Genomic DNA, 14,353 nt, shown 5'->3' on the forward strand with positions numbered 1-14,353 from the left:
ACTTCCTTAATAGGCCCTCATTAAAAACCTCATTACTAATAGATTGTAGTAAATTTCCCAACTTTTGTGTCTCGATTCTTGCGCTAAAATCATTTTTTTACCCTTAAGTTGACGGCTATGCTCTCAAGAGGGGATCTAAGAAAACTTCCGCGTACTCTTGATGTAAACGCAGGGTGATATTGCCATTACATCTGCGTTAAGGCTTTTTTATATGCCGTTTTTTTCGTTTCTTGCTGATGACGCAACATTTTAGCCCCTGCTTATGAATTTTTTGTCGCATTATTACTTCGACCGCGATGCTACGGACTGCTACTTTACCCTTGGTACCGTATTGCCCGATCTGTTGAAGAATGCCGATAAAACCATCGTACTGCATCCCGAAAAGCTAACGCACACAAACCCCAAAGTAAACTCCATTATCACGGGCTGGAACAAACATTTGCTGGTTGATAAATACTTCCATTCCTCGGAATTTTTCCTGCACCATTCGCATGCTTTGAAGAACTTGCTCAGGCCGGCTATTGAAGGTTCGCCGGTAAAGCCCTTCTTCCTGGGGCACATCGGGGTGGAGCTCATCTTAGATAGCCTGCTCATCACCACAAACAGAATCAGCGTCGACGATTTTTACGACCATTTAGATAGTTGCGACCTAGGCATCATCAACGAGTTCCTGGCTTTTGCAGGGATGAAGAACACGGAGGTATTCGGGAAATTTTACGAAGGGTTTAAAAAAAGCCGCTATCTGCATTCCTACGCCAACCTTGAGCAAGTTACCTATGCCCTCAAACGCATCTGCATGCGCGTATGGCGCGACCCATTTACGCCAGTGCACGAAACTGCAATGACGGAGGTTGTATTGTCTTACCGCCTTTTGCTGTTGGACAGCTTTATGGAGATTTATGAGGAGATAGGAGAGAAGTTAGGTAGTTGAAGTTTGATCGCGAGATGGATTATTCAGCGCAATCATTTAATCATTAAAATCAACGGTTCAGACAAATTTCCTGCGTTAGCGATAGTAGTGGAAACCCCGGAATGAAGCCCCGCTTCTATCAGCGGTACGGAATGAGGAGTTGCAACGAATAGCGCGGGCCGAAGGTAACGCCCTAATGCTCATAAATCTTGGTTGTAATAATAACTCGCTCAAACAAGAAGGCTTTGATTGTCAAACTGATTCGTTTCGAAATTCCGCTTGCAGATTCCTAACCCCCTCAAAATCTACCGAAAATTGGTGCCATCGTTATAATACTGTCTGTATCACGTCCCCTCCATCTTAATTCCCCACAAAAACCGCCTAAAAATCAATATTTAACACTAAAAATATTTTTATCTATAAAATTTATATCCGTACCTTTGCAGTCCCAAACGAGTGTTGGGAAAAAGGAGTAAAATTTATTAATGGCAAAAAAACAAGAAGCAGAAAAAGAATTAAAAGCTAAAGAAGCTGAACTGGGTACAGTATCGGCCTCGGCAGAAAAAGAAACTATTGAATCAGAAGCTGATTCGATATCAATCGAAGAGATCAAATCAAAGATCGCAGTTGCACCTCTGGAGGATTTTGACTGGGATGCAGATGACAAAAAATTTGGTAACTACAGCGATAGCGACCGTGAGAAATTAGAGAAATTGTATGATGGTACTTTCAGTTCTATCACCAAAGGCGAAATTATCACAGGTACTGTTGTAAACATCAACAGCAAAGACGTTGTATTGAACATCGGCTTCAAATCTGATGGTTTGGTATCTGTTTCTGAATTCCGTGATACGCCTGATCTGAAGATCGGCGATACGGTTGAAGTATTTGTTGAGTCGCAGGAAGATGCTAACGGTCAGTTAGTATTATCGCGCAAACGTGCTAAAACACAAAAATCATGGGAGCGTATTAATTCGGCTCTGGATAACGATGAAATCATCACCGGTTTTGTAAAAAGCCGTACCAAAGGTGGTTTAATTGTTGACATAATGGGCGTTGAAGCCTTTTTACCAGGTTCACAAATCGACATCAAACCTATCAGGGATTATGATGTTTACGTGGGCAAAACAATGGAATTCAAAGTTGTTAAGATAAACCACGAGTTTAAAAACGTTGTGGTATCGCACAAAGTGCTTATCGAAGACGATTTGGAAAACCAGAAAACAGAAATTGTTGCTAAGCTTGAAAAAGGCCAGGTATTGGAAGGTACCGTTAAAAACATTACCGATTTCGGTGTATTCATCGACCTTGGTGGCGTAGACGGCTTGCTGCACATTACCGATATATCATGGGGCCGCATAGAGCATCCACGCGAAGTATTGGCATTGGATCAAAAAATCAACGTTGTTGTGCTTGATTTCGATGACGAGAAAAAACGTATCGCTTTAGGCTTGAAACAACTTACACCGCATCCTTGGCAATCGCTTGATACCGATTTAGTAATCGGTTCTAAAGTAAAAGGCAGGATTGTTACCGTTGCTGATTACGGCGCGTTCCTGGAAATTATCCCGGGTGTTGAAGGTTTGATCCACGTTTCAGAAATGTCGTGGTCGCAAAACCTGCGCAACCCTCAGGAATTCCTGAAAGTGGGCGACGAAGTTGAGGCTCAGGTATTGACCCTTGATCGCGACGACCGCAAAATGAGCTTAGGTATCAAACAATTAACTCCTGATCCTTGGCAAAATGCCGGTACCAGGTATGCAATTGGTACTACTCACGTTGCTACAGTTAAAAACATGACCAACTTTGGTGTGTTTGTTGAACTGGAAGACGGCATCGACGGTTTAATCCACATCTCTGATCTTTCATGGTCTAAAAAAGTAAACCACCCTAACGAATTTACTAAGGTTGGCGAAAAATTGAACGTGGTTGTATTAGAGCTTGACATTGATAACCGCAAACTGAGCTTAGGCCACAAACAGCTGGAAGAAAACCCTTGGGATACTTTTGAAACTATCTTCACTATCGATTCGATACACGAAGGTACCGTGATCAAAGTAACCGATAAAGGCGCTATCGTAGCTTTACCTTACGGTGTTGAAGGCTTTGCCCCAACCAAGCATTTGGTAAAAGAAGACGGCAAACCTGTAAAAGCGGAAGAAGCTGCTGAATTCAAGATCATCGAATTCAACAAAGAGAACAAACGTATCGTTATTTCACACTCACGTATATGGGAAGAAGCTCGTGCTGACGCTCGTGTGCAGGAATTTGAAAACCGTAAGAAAGAAGCAAAATCTGCTAACAACGCGGTGAAGAAAGTGAAAGAATCTGTAGAGAAATCAACTTTAGGTGATCTTAGCGTATTGGCTCAGTTAAAAGAGCAAATGGAAGGCGCAGAAAGCAAAGCGGCTAAAAAAGCCCCTGCTGCTGCACCGGCTAAAAAAGCTGAACCTGAAGCTGCTGCCGAAACAGAAGAAACCGAAGAAGTTTAATCCTTCTGAACGTTTAAATACATTGAGCCCTCCCGAGCAATCGGGAGGGCTTTTTTTGTTAATAGAAATTCTATCTTCGAATTAAGAATGAAAAAGGAAAGTGAAATAAGCAGGTTGACAAGTTATTGGCTGCGACATAAGCCAACTGACGGAAATTTAGCTATAGATGAGTTAGGATGGGTGGAAATAGGTGAATTACTGGATGCCTTAACGCGTAGAGGACATGTAGTATCAACCGATGAGCTTTTTATTTTAAGCACTTCATTCGATAAAATACGATGGGAGTTTGACGGATCTAAAAAAAAAATAAGAGCTACCCACGGACATTCAATTCCAGTTACCATCGAAAAAACTGCTACACCACCCAGTGTTCTTTATCACGGTACCGCATTAAAAAGTTTGAAAGCTATAATAGATGGCGGCTTAAAGGCGATGAACCGTCAGTTTGTACATCTATCTTCTCAATATGATGCCGCCTTAGTCGTGGGCCAAAGGCATGGCAAAGCCCTTGTGCTGGAGGTTGATGCAGAGGGGCTACACCAGGATGGATGTACCTTTTATCAAACAAGTGATAATGTTTGGCTGATTAACGAAGTGCCCGCTAAGTATTTACAATTTGGCCCTTGGTATAGCACAAGCCCGGATGAGCCTGAACTGGTCAACGAACTAAAACGGGAGGTGGGACAGGGTCACTTGCTTTTTGGGAAGACCGAAAACCTAAAGGCCATCATGCGGCGGGTGGACCGGGATGATTGTTTGTTCATTGATAAACAGAGCCAGGAAATTTATGAAGTGCATTTAACGTGGAGCAAGGGAATAGAAAGTGATGCTCGCTTGCCGTCTATCACATATCATAAAAATTTGGACGATTGGCTAGCGACGGGCTTTTTGGAAGATTATCGCGATTTCTAAGTTTTCTTGCCGGGATATTCCTACTTGCCGAAATTAGTTTTATCAGCCCTAGCAGGTTTAGATATTACTACCTTACTCGTTTGATATCCAAAATTGCCATTCATATCCGTCCCTTCAATGGTAACCGTGTATGTCCCCGGCTTATCTGCTGCGTAGAAGGAAAGCGTAGCTTTGCCGTCTTTATCGGTGATTAAGTTTGGCTCCCAATGGATGGTTGGTCGTGGTTCAACCGGCGTGGTGCTGTTTACGGTATAGCGGGGCCGGTAAAATTGCCTCGGCAAGCAATAAGGAATTGGCCTGTAAGTCACTACATTGGGTGATATGCGGGTAAAATAGCTATTACCGCTGCGTGTGGTAACGGTAATGAATGTCCTCATCCCGTCGGCTATTTTAATATCCTTCACGTCATCTGCACCTAGGTAGCGCATCAGGTCTATCATGCTTTGCGGGTCGCCTATGGGGATGTCTGTCGTGGAAGGTGAGCCGACGGTCATCACATTGCTGCCTATTCCATCTACTATTATATCATATATCATATCCATGCCCTTCACAAGAGCCGGTTGGTCGTGCATGGTAGGTTTTCCGAATAAGCTTACTTTGTAAAGGAAACCTAGGCCAAAACCTTTTAATTTGCGCGATAATAGGTCATACAAACTCATCTTGCCGGCCTCCACCAGTTCAACTTCGGTAATCTCTTTTACCAGGGATCCCGTCATCCCTCCCGCACTTACATTGGGTTTTCGTTCTTTTATCTGGACTTCTTTCAATAGCTTTCCTTTTACCTCTTTCATATCTATGCCGGGCACACGCTCGGGTTGCGGGCGGTTAAAGTAGCCCAGCATCAGGCTATCGGTAAGGTGCACAAACCAGGGCATCGGGCGGATAGGGCTATCCTCAATTTTTGCGGACGTAAACGTGTTTAAATGGATATCAGCAGTAGATGCTTTATCTTTTTTGTTGTTAACCCTTAGGGTGTATGTTATGGTATCAAACACAGGCAGGTTGCGAAAGGTGAATTCGCCTTGCGCGTTGCTAACAGTGTCGTATAAAACAAGGCCGTGTTTTTTGCTTACCGAAAATAAATTGAGTTTAGCATCTTTCGCGGGTTTATTAAACAAAGCGCGTAGGTTACCTGTAAGGTTGTTATCGGGCTCGGCTGAATACTTAATCGGTTTGGTAGATGGTAGCATACTTACCCAGTCGTAAGCCGCCCAACCTTGGGCAAGCATTAAATTATCCATCGCCGCTGCTTTGCCGTCATCGGTAGCTGTAAAGTACCAGGCCGCGTCCTCCACGTAACCTTTCAGTTCCGAGGTAAGCAGCAAATGGCTTATAATATTGTCTGTACCAGCCTTACTATTAATATAGGCATCATCCGTTACCGAAACCGCGAAGCTGCCGATAATTGGAGCGCCCTGGGTATCGCAGGAATTCAGTGTGATGGAGACACTGTCTTTTGGCTGATGTATCGGCTGGCTGCTGGTAACATCCAGGTTAAGGCGGTCGTGATTATCGATAAAAACCCTTCGTTGGCATAATGGCATGCCTGCGTCATCCAGTATGGTAAAGCTGATAATTCCCGAGCTTAGCCCGTCCCTTGGCGAATGGATATTGCAATACCCTTTATTAAGATTAAACGGTACCGCAGCATATGTTTCGGTTGCCGACTGCACCATTAATTTGTATAACTTATTTTGTGCCGCAAGGCCAGCCGTTGCTCTTACAGAGATTAAAATAGAATCGGGAATTGACAAATTATCTACCCTTAGTGTTAGGCCCACAGGTGCAACCAATGGCAACATGGCTGTGTGGGCAATTCCATTTACCTGGTATTTTGCTGAATAGGTTTCATTTGCTACCGGCACCAGCATAAAAACACCCATGCCTTTATGCTTGCTGGTAAAGGCACTCACTTCACTGCCGTGGCTATCAACTATGGTGCCTTTAATATCTACAGCCAAACCGTCTTCGCCGATAGCTTTAAATGCCACACGCGATGCAAGCCCAGCAACCAACTGGCCGCCTTCGGGCATAAATTGCAAATCGATGCTTTGCATTGGGCCGCCGGGATAAAAAGGGAAATGGTATCTGTTTTTGGTGGTTTTATCGGTAATGATAAGTTCGAGTTTACGCGTATCTGCTTTAGCCGGCAGGATGAAATTAGCCGTGGTTTTCCCGCCATCAGATGTAAGGAAATTATTCTTGAATAAGGTTTTCTTGCCCTCGGTTAGCTTGATTTCAATATCCCGGTAGGGAATAATGGCCCGGGCTAGGGTGCTCAATTGTAATGCGAGGTTAACCTCGTTGCTTTTTGCGGTTTGTGTAATGGTATGCTGCTCGTTTACCAGCCAGCCGCCCTGGGTAGTTGGCTTGCCCACATAAAATTGCTTGCTGAAAAACACCTCACTGCCAAAATTCTGCATCCAGTTGCTGTAGGCGCGTATGGTGTAAAGTCCATCGCTTATGGCTTCGTTAAGGGCGATATGGCCCAACCCCAATCCCGATACCAGGGGGATAGTAAAGCGATTGACCACCTTACTGCTATCGTTAATGAGTTCGATATATATTTTACTGCTTAAGCGCGATGGCGTATAGGTTGCTGCGTTAAATAAATTGGCCTTAAACCAAATAGTATCAAAGGTGGTGTAATGCGGCCTGTCTAACTGGAGGTAAAGTTTTTCAACCTGGTTAAGCGTGCCTGTGGTATCTGTCGATTTAGCAGACTGTGCAAAAACTGCCGTGCTGCCGAAAATAGTGCACAGGCAAAACACGGCCCAAAACGCGGCTTTAATTGTATTAAGAAAATTAACCGTTTTTAGCATGGGCTTAGGCAGATGGTTTAGGTAAATATAGGCAATCGCATTTGAAAATCAATACTTGACTTTTTTCCTCAAAGCCGACAGTTTAAAAAACACAAAGGGCACAAAGTATAATCTCTGTGCCCTTATGCGGTTTGTAGTTGCGCAATTCCTTTGCGTACTTTGCTTAAATTATCCAGCTGTTACTTCAAAGCCGGGAATTTCGCCGCATCGAAGATGCTTTTCTGTAGTGCTACCTTCTCTATCTCCTGCCAGCTGCGCGGCGCATCTGCTGATAGGTTGATGCCTTTATCTTTGCCTATCTGTATATCGTCTTCTATGCGTACGCCTATGTTCCACCATTTGCGGTCGCATGGGCTGCCTGCGGGGATGTAAATGCCCGGCTCAACGGTAATTACCATACCTTCTAGAAGAGGACCGCCATATGAGCCTTTATCATGCACATCAAGCCCGATGTGGTGCGATACGCCGTGCGGATAGTATTTGCCTACTTCGGCGGCTGTTTTTATCAGCCCCAGTTTTATTAATCCGGCAGCAAGAACCTCGCGGGTTTTTACCTCCAATTGCGCGTAAGGTACGCCTGCTTTACACATCGCGAACACCGCTTCCTGCGCATCATAAACAATTTGGTAAATAGCTTTTTGCTCCACTGTAAACTTGCCGTTTGCCGGGAAGGTACGGGTAACGTCGGCGCTGTAACCATGGTATTCAGCGCCCACATCCATCAGCACCAGCTGGTTTTGCACGGCTGTGGCGTTGTTTTCTTCGTAGTGTAAAATACAGCCGTTACCGCCTGCGCCCACAATAGGTGGGTATCCTTCATCTTCGGCACCGTATTTCTTATGCACGTACAGCATAATGCCTTCCAGTTCACGCTCGCCCATTGCGGGGGTTACGGCGCGCATGGCTTCGGCATGTGCAATACTGCTAATCTGCACGGCTTTTTTGATCAGGGCCAGTTCTTCCGGGGTCTTTACGCCGCGCAATTCGGTTAAGGCATCATCGTAAAGTACGGTGCCGCCCATATCGGCTGCTACTTTAGCTTTAAAATCGGCCAGGGTTGCAGAATCGGGTTTGGCCACTAATGCCTGTATCAGGGTATTGTTTTTATAAGCATCCTGATCTAATTTGGGTTTTAGGTAGGCTAAAATTCGGTCGATATTTTTTGGCGTGCCGCGTTGGGCAATCAGGGTAAGGTCGGCAAGTAAGCCTTTATCTGCATCCTTAATGCCGGCCTTGCTTTTGAAAGTGCTTACCAAATCGCTCAGGCTACCTTTTGATATATCTGCGCCCACATCTCCGGGGATACCATCATATAAAATGGCACCGAATTTTTTAAAGTCGATAGCGAAAGCCGCAAATTCTGCACTGTTATAGGCATCCTTAAAACCAAGTTTGTTTTTTGCGCCTTCCACGCCTAATCGTTTTCCTGTCCATTGCTCACGGGCGGCATCGCGTTTCTGCACAAACAGTACCTCGTTGTAGGCATTGCTTCCGCTGCCCTGCATGTCCTTAAATACCAACAGCATAGCGTTCGGCTCTTTGTAGCCGCTAAGGTAATAAAGGTCGGGGTTTTGGTGGTACACGTAGTTTACGTCGTTAGAGAAAACCTGCTCGGGGAAGGCGAATATTACCGCTACAGAATTGGCGGGCATTTTATCGCGAAGGGCCTGTCGCCTGCCGGCGTGGAACTCCTTGCTCAGGTAATCGGTAGGGAGCTTTTCGATAACTTCGGTTTGCGAAAAGGCAGGTGCAATAGCAGTGCAGGTAAGCGCGGTCACCAGCGAAATTTTATAAAGCAGTTTCATTTGATTGTGAAAGATTAAAAATAACGGTTGAAGATAAAAATTAAATCCGAAAGCCCCACCCAACCCTCCCCGGAAGGGAGGGCTTTTTTTTAAGTCTCCCCTTCTGGGGGAGATTATTCACATTTTTCATTTTTTCTTTAGATGAGTTCATGAAGGCTGTGCCATTTAGAGGGGGCGTATTAATTTATTTTTTATCTTTGCCTAAATCCACCCAAACGATGCAAAATCTAACGCTGCTCGACGGTCAGAAATTTCAAATAACTATACAGCGTTTATGTCGTCAGTTAATCGAAAATCATAATGATTTTTCGGATTCGGTACTGATTGGTATACAGCCGCGGGGCATTTATTTAGCCTATCGCGTAGCCGAAGAACTCAGGAAAATACTTCCCGGAAGCAAAATACTGCAGGGCGATCTCGACATAACCTTTTACCGCGACGATTTCCGCAGGCGCGAAACACAGCTGGTACCCAATCAAACCAAGATAGATTTTATCATCGAAGGCAAGAAGGTGATTATGATGGACGATGTACTGTGGACCGGTCGCACTATCCGCGCCGCCATGGATGCCATGCAAGCCTTTGGCCGCCCCGAAAAGGTAGAGCTGCTGGCACTGGTTGACCGTAGGTACTCGCGCCACATACCCGTTGCGCCGGATTATGTGGGTATAGAAGTAGACAGCATCGCATCGCAAAAGGTTGTGGTAAGCTGGAAAGAAACCGATGGCGAGGATAGGATTGTGCTGGTATCTGAAACGAAGGAATAAAAGAAATAATATCGAATACCGAATTTTGAACTCCGAATAATGAAGTGTTTGAAGAGAAGGAAAGAACAAAAAAATGGCTAATAGCAAATACGATTTAGAGGAAAGGCTGATTGATTTTGCTGTTATGGTTGCTGACGTTGTTGAGAAGTTACCCACCACAAGACTCGGTAATTACATTGCAGGGCAATTGGTAAGGTCAGGTTGCTCGCCGGCCCTAAATTACGGCGAAGCACAATCGGCAGAATCCCGGAATGATTTCATCCACAAAATGAAAATCATCCTAAAAGAATTAAGAGAGTCGTTGATTTCACTTAAAATAATAGAAAGAAAAGCACTATACGATTTGGATAAGGTGATGCCTGTGAAAGATGAATGTAATCAGCTGGTGGCGATTTTTGTTAAAAGCTTAGATACAGCCAAGAAAAACATTGGTAAATAGAGTAGATTTTTTTTTCACTTCATCATTCGGAATTCAGCATTCATTATTCGATATTTTAGAAATTTATGGCATTAAGCACCCGTCATCTACTTGGTATAAAAGATTTGAACCTTTCGGATATCGAAAAGATATTTGAAACTGCTGACAATTTTAAAACGGTGCTTAACCGGCCCATCAAAAAGGTGCCTTCGTTGCGCGATGTAACCATCGCCAATATATTTTTCGAGAACTCCACCCGTACGCGTTTGTCATTCGAACTGGCAGAGAAAAGGCTTTCTGCAGATGTGGTGAATTTTTCGGCATCTTCCTCATCTGTTAGCAAGGGCGAAACGCTGGTTGATACCGTGAACAACATCCTGGCCATGAAAGTGGATATGGTGGTAATGCGCCACCCTTACGCAGGGGCAGGGGTGTTTTTGGCCAAACATGTGAAGGCCCAGATTGTAAACGCCGGCGATGGCGCGCATGAGCACCCTACCCAGGCCCTGTTGGATGCTTTTTCCATCCGCGAACGCTATGGCGAAGTGGCGGGTAAAAAGGTGGTCATCGTTGGCGATATTTTGCATTCGCGCGTGGCGCTATCCAATATTCTTTGCCTGAAGCAATTAGGTGCCGAGGTAATGGTTTGCGGGCCAACTACACTTATACCGAAATATATCCGCTCATTAGGTGTATTAGTGGAACATAACCTGATCAAGGCCCTCAACTGGTGCGACGTGGCCAATATGCTGCGCATCCAGTTAGAAAGGCAAGACATTCGCTACTTCCCCTCACAGCGCGAATACACCATGCTGTACGGTTTGAACAAACAAATCCTCGATTCGCTGGATAAAGAGATCACCATTATGCACCCGGGCCCCATCAACCGAGGCGTGGAAATTACCAGCGATGTTGCCGACAGCAAGCAATCTATTATCCTCGATCAAGTAGAAAACGGCGTGGCCATCCGCATGGCGGTGCTTTATTTGCTGGCAGGGCAGGGGTCGTAAAATTTGTTATGAATACGGAACGATTGGCGAAATATTGGAGCTACGCTCACAAAACGCTCTTGATTTCCATTATCGTTGCTTCGGCTTTTTCCTATTTTTTTGGCGCAGGTGTATTTGTTTATTTTTTATTGTTAAACCTGCGCGATTATTATCATTTTGATGCCAGGCTTTTTGAAATTAACCGGCTCAAATCAAGAGGGTTAACTGAAGAAGATGCGGAGAATATTCGTTTCGTAAAAAAATGGGAACAAACCCGTATCGAAGGAAAGATCAGTTATTGTTTGTTTGATGGCGGTGTAATACAGGGCGGCATAATTGCCGTGTTTTTATGTTTGATGGCTATTGGTATCTATGGCGTACAAAAACTCTTTGCCCAACCTTCTTATATGTTTATCGTAACCGGCGGTGCTTACCTTTTTAGCGGGTTAATTGCTTCGCTGTTTTACCGGTATCTGTGGAAACAAAACGAGAAACGATTTAGGCGGCTTACACAATTTGAACATCTTATTTCTTAATAATTTACTTCTTTGCAGTGCCGGTATCAGGCTTGCTCAGTTTACGACTTGTAATTATTATAGTTATATATTTACACTTTCGAATATCACAAGGGCATTCCGATGAACATCTTCCTTATTACCTTTTCAGTCTTATTGCTCACGTTTACGCTGCTCTCTGTCATCAAACACCAGTATTGGATATTCCGTGTGTTTGATTATCCACGCCTGCAAAAATTGGGGTTGTCCGTAATATGCTTAGCCTTGTTCGTGTTTTTCTTTAAAGGCAGTGCTGTCTTGCTTTACATATTTTTGGTGTTGCTTTTGGCCAATATCATCTACCTGTCTTCGCAGATTATTCCGTTCACGCCCTTAGGACGTAAGCAGGTATTGAGGGCTCATCAGGATGTTCCGGAGCAGTCGATTTGCATCATGATTGCCAATGTTTTTCAGTACAATACCAATTTTAAAGGATGCCTTAAAGAGATTGGCAAATACAAACCCGATGTAGTGTTGTTGCTGGAGACAGATAAACGCTGGGACAACGAAACTGCCGCGCTTGCCAAGGCTTATCCCTACGAGGTAAAGGTGCCGCTGGAGAATACCTACGGGATGCTGCTATACTCCAAACTTAAACTGGAAGATGCCGAAGTAAAATATCTGGTGCAGGATGGCATACCCTCCATCCATACAGTAGTAGTGCTGGAAAGTGGAACTAAAATTAAGTTGTTTGCTGTACACCCCACACCGCCGGTACCTGGTGAAAATCCGCGCTCTACCGAACGCGATAAAGAGCTATTACTGGTTGCCGATTTGGCTAAAGCATCTCATTTGCCGGTTATTGTGATAGGCGATTTGAACGATGTGGCCTGGAGCTATACCACCGAATTATTCCTGAAAATGAGCGGTTTGATAGATCCGCGCCGGGGCAGGGGATTTTACAATTCATTCCATGCGCATTACCCGGTAATCAGGTTCCCTTTAGATCATGCTTTTATTTCTACCGACTTTAAACTGAAGGGGATAAAACGGTTATCAAATTTCGATTCGGACCATTTTCCGATCTATATCCATTTGCAATACGAGAAAAAAGCGTCGGCAGAACAGGAATCAATGGAGCCTGATGATGAGGACATAGCGATTGCAGCCGAAAAGAAAGAGGCGGTTTAAGACAAGTAATTACTAACAGAATAGCAAGATTGTTAAAACGGCTTGCTGCGTTATCGCTCTACTTTTACGGTCTCCATATCAGCAAGCTCAAGAAAGCCCCTGTCATTACGCTGGCGCGGATAACATGGTCATTGACTAAGGATACAGGGATATTCTTATAGGCCTCGTTGGAAGCTGTCGATGCAGCCAGGTTAATAATGGTAAGTGCTCCAGGATTCGTCATAATTACTGAGCATCTTTTTCGCCACATCCGCCCCACTGCTTAGCGCGGCTTCTACCGTGCCCATTGCCGTACCATCGTACAAATATTCGCCGCAGAAATAGATGGTGTCGTCCACTGGTGTGCATAATACTTTGCGGGCTTCGGGGGCTTCCACGGTATCGTAGCCGTAGGAACCACGGGTGAATGGGTCGGTGGTCCAGTTCATGATGCGGCTGGCGAGTAGCTTATCTTTCAGTTCGGCCACATCCTGTTTAAAAATATTGGCCAGGGATTGCAGCGCCTGTTGGCTGATTACCTCATCAGGCAGCGTTGCTTTTTCTGCTGCTGCCGGGCCGCCTATCCAGCCCGTGAGTACGTTCGATTGCTCGGGCATCTGTGTCCACCAGGTGGGTATTTCCTCGTCAGAAAACAAGTAGCCCATTTCCTTAATGCTCTTACCCGCAATGTCTTCGCTGCGGCTATCCAACCAAAACGGTTCCGTAAACTCGAATAATATCTTGATAACTGAGCCGAATCCCATCTGCTGCATGGCCTGGCTATGTGCGGGTATCGCAGGTGAGAAGCTGATCGCGCCTAACTCGCCCGCCGCAGCTTTCAGTACGCCAAGTGGCATGGCAATCAACAACTGAGCGCCTTGATATTCGTCTCCATCGGTGGCGATGGCTGTGACCTTTCCCGCTTCCCAACGGATTTCTTTTACTACGGCATTCAATATTATTTCTCCGCCATTGGCTTTGCAGTTGCTTGCCAAATAATTCATGAGCCGGCCATAGCCGCCATCTATGCGGTGCTGGGCATCCATCTCGTCGTGTTCCCATTCGTTGCGGAGCGCAAAGGCGCTGGCCAGGCACGGGTCGGCAGTATCGTAGCCGCTCACAAAATTCCACACACTGGTGCGCAAGTCCTGGTATTTATCGCCGGGGAACTCCTGCAATAGGAAATCGTTTATACTGATATCGGTTTGCAGTTGGCTTAGTTTATCAATGAGCAGATCCCAATCTTCTATGATACCCTGGCCGCCGTCGAAGCTGCCGTTTTCGTAGCGCATCATCTCGGCACTGGCCGGGCGGTAGGGGAGGTTAGCCTCTTTTAACAGCGCGAGGGTAACGGGTAAATCGCCGTGGATAAACTCGGCGCCAAGTTCGGTATGTTTAAAAAAGGATTCATCGCTAAGTGTGTGGATGCGACCGCCAATGCGTTTGCGGGCCTCAAGTACGGTGACTTTTTTGCCGGCCTTGGCTAAAGCGTGTGCGGCCATTAGCCCGGCTGCGCCGGCGCCAATAATCAATACGGTGTTTTTCATCATAGATTAATGCAAGGTAGAGATGAT

Annotated in this window: 11 protein-coding genes; 8 read left to right on the forward strand and 3 right to left on the reverse strand. The window is 45.2% G+C overall.

Features of this window, described 5'->3' with window-relative positions; all coding sequences use genetic code 11:
• Positions 1-262 precede the first annotated feature (262 nt).
• The 3 genes from E2R66_RS15685 (at position 263) to E2R66_RS15695 (ending at position 4,314) form a co-directional block, all read left to right on the forward strand.
• Entirely contained in the window at positions 263-931 is a 669-nt protein-coding gene (locus E2R66_RS15685; RefSeq protein ID WP_133232414.1) for a hypothetical protein, read from the forward strand.
• 464 nt (positions 932-1,395) lie between these two features.
• Positions 1,396-3,402 carry a 30S ribosomal protein S1 gene (gene rpsA, locus E2R66_RS15690; RefSeq protein WP_133232412.1) on the forward strand — a complete coding sequence of 669 codons (2,007 nt, stop codon included), beginning with the start codon at positions 1,396-1,398 and terminating at the stop codon, positions 3,400-3,402.
• Positions 3,403-3,489: 87 nt separating this feature from the next.
• Positions 3,490-4,314, forward strand: a complete 825-nt coding sequence (locus E2R66_RS15695) for an RNA 2'-phosphotransferase (protein WP_133232410.1) — start codon at positions 3,490-3,492, stop codon at positions 4,312-4,314.
• A 20-nt stretch (positions 4,315-4,334) separates the two neighbouring features.
• On the opposite strand, the gene E2R66_RS15700 is transcribed toward E2R66_RS15695, so the two are convergent.
• Both E2R66_RS15700 and E2R66_RS15705 read right to left on the reverse strand, forming a co-directional pair.
• Positions 4,335-7,136: a hypothetical protein gene (locus tag E2R66_RS15700; RefSeq protein WP_133232408.1), complete on the reverse strand. Its 2,802-nt coding sequence runs from the start codon at positions 7,134-7,136 to the stop codon at positions 4,335-4,337.
• 179 nt (positions 7,137-7,315) lie between these two features.
• The gene (locus E2R66_RS15705; RefSeq protein WP_133232406.1) at positions 7,316-8,941 is read right to left on the reverse strand and encodes an aminopeptidase P family protein; all 1,626 of its coding nucleotides are present in this window, start codon (positions 8,939-8,941) and stop codon (positions 7,316-7,318) included.
• A gap of 218 nt (positions 8,942-9,159) precedes the next feature.
• Here E2R66_RS15705 and pyrR point away from each other — a divergent pair, with 218 nt between their 5' ends.
• The 5 genes from pyrR (at position 9,160) to E2R66_RS15730 (ending at position 12,800) form a co-directional block, all read left to right on the forward strand.
• A complete protein-coding gene (gene pyrR, locus E2R66_RS15710; RefSeq protein ID WP_133232404.1) occupies positions 9,160-9,708 on the forward strand; it encodes a bifunctional pyr operon transcriptional regulator/uracil phosphoribosyltransferase PyrR in 549 nt (182 codons plus the stop codon).
• A gap of 73 nt (positions 9,709-9,781) precedes the next feature.
• The gene (locus E2R66_RS15715; protein ID WP_133232402.1) at positions 9,782-10,147 is read left to right on the forward strand and encodes a four helix bundle protein; all 366 of its coding nucleotides are present in this window, start codon (positions 9,782-9,784) and stop codon (positions 10,145-10,147) included.
• Between the two features lie 65 nt (positions 10,148-10,212).
• Positions 10,213-11,136 carry an aspartate carbamoyltransferase catalytic subunit gene (locus E2R66_RS15720; RefSeq protein ID WP_133232400.1) on the forward strand — a complete coding sequence of 308 codons (924 nt, stop codon included), beginning with the start codon at positions 10,213-10,215 and terminating at the stop codon, positions 11,134-11,136.
• 8 nt (positions 11,137-11,144) lie between these two features.
• Positions 11,145-11,651 (forward strand): hypothetical protein, encoded by a 507-nt coding sequence (locus E2R66_RS15725; RefSeq protein WP_133232398.1) that lies wholly within the window; start codon positions 11,145-11,147, stop codon positions 11,649-11,651.
• A gap of 102 nt (positions 11,652-11,753) precedes the next feature.
• Entirely contained in the window at positions 11,754-12,800 is a 1,047-nt protein-coding gene (locus tag E2R66_RS15730) for an endonuclease/exonuclease/phosphatase family protein (RefSeq protein WP_133232396.1), read from the forward strand.
• A gap of 191 nt (positions 12,801-12,991) precedes the next feature.
• Here the strand turns inward: E2R66_RS15730 and E2R66_RS15735 are convergent, their stop codons facing one another.
• Complete coding sequence (locus tag E2R66_RS15735; protein WP_133232394.1) at positions 12,992-14,329, reverse strand: flavin monoamine oxidase family protein; 1,338 nt, start codon at positions 14,327-14,329, stop codon at positions 12,992-12,994.
• Between the last annotated feature and the right edge of the window lie 24 nt (positions 14,330-14,353).

It is taken from the genome of Mucilaginibacter psychrotolerans (assembly GCF_004519315.1).
Lineage (GTDB): Bacteria > Bacteroidota > Bacteroidia > Sphingobacteriales > Sphingobacteriaceae > Mucilaginibacter > Mucilaginibacter psychrotolerans.

Bases quoted from the DNA above. Each gene is read 5' to 3' on its own strand.
- E2R66_RS15685 (WP_133232414.1), top strand. From the start codon at position 263: ATGAATTTTTTGTCGCATTATTACTTCGACCGCGATGCTACGGACTGC.
- rpsA (WP_133232412.1), top strand. From the start codon at position 1,396: ATGGCAAAAAAACAAGAAGCAGAAAAAGAATTAAAAGCTAAAGAAGCT.
- E2R66_RS15695 (WP_133232410.1), top strand. From the start codon at position 3,490: ATGAAAAAGGAAAGTGAAATAAGCAGGTTGACAAGTTATTGGCTGCGA.
- E2R66_RS15700 (WP_133232408.1), bottom strand. From the start codon at position 7,136: ATGCTAAAAACGGTTAATTTTCTTAATACAATTAAAGCCGCGTTTTGG.
- E2R66_RS15705 (WP_133232406.1), bottom strand. From the start codon at position 8,941: ATGAAACTGCTTTATAAAATTTCGCTGGTGACCGCGCTTACCTGCACT.
- pyrR (WP_133232404.1), top strand. From the start codon at position 9,160: ATGCAAAATCTAACGCTGCTCGACGGTCAGAAATTTCAAATAACTATA.
- E2R66_RS15715 (WP_133232402.1), top strand. From the start codon at position 9,782: ATGGCTAATAGCAAATACGATTTAGAGGAAAGGCTGATTGATTTTGCT.
- E2R66_RS15720 (WP_133232400.1), top strand. From the start codon at position 10,213: ATGGCATTAAGCACCCGTCATCTACTTGGTATAAAAGATTTGAACCTT.
- E2R66_RS15725 (WP_133232398.1), top strand. From the start codon at position 11,145: ATGAATACGGAACGATTGGCGAAATATTGGAGCTACGCTCACAAAACG.
- E2R66_RS15730 (WP_133232396.1), top strand. From the start codon at position 11,754: ATGAACATCTTCCTTATTACCTTTTCAGTCTTATTGCTCACGTTTACG.
- E2R66_RS15735 (WP_133232394.1), bottom strand. From the start codon at position 14,329: ATGATGAAAAACACCGTATTGATTATTGGCGCCGGCGCAGCCGGGCTA.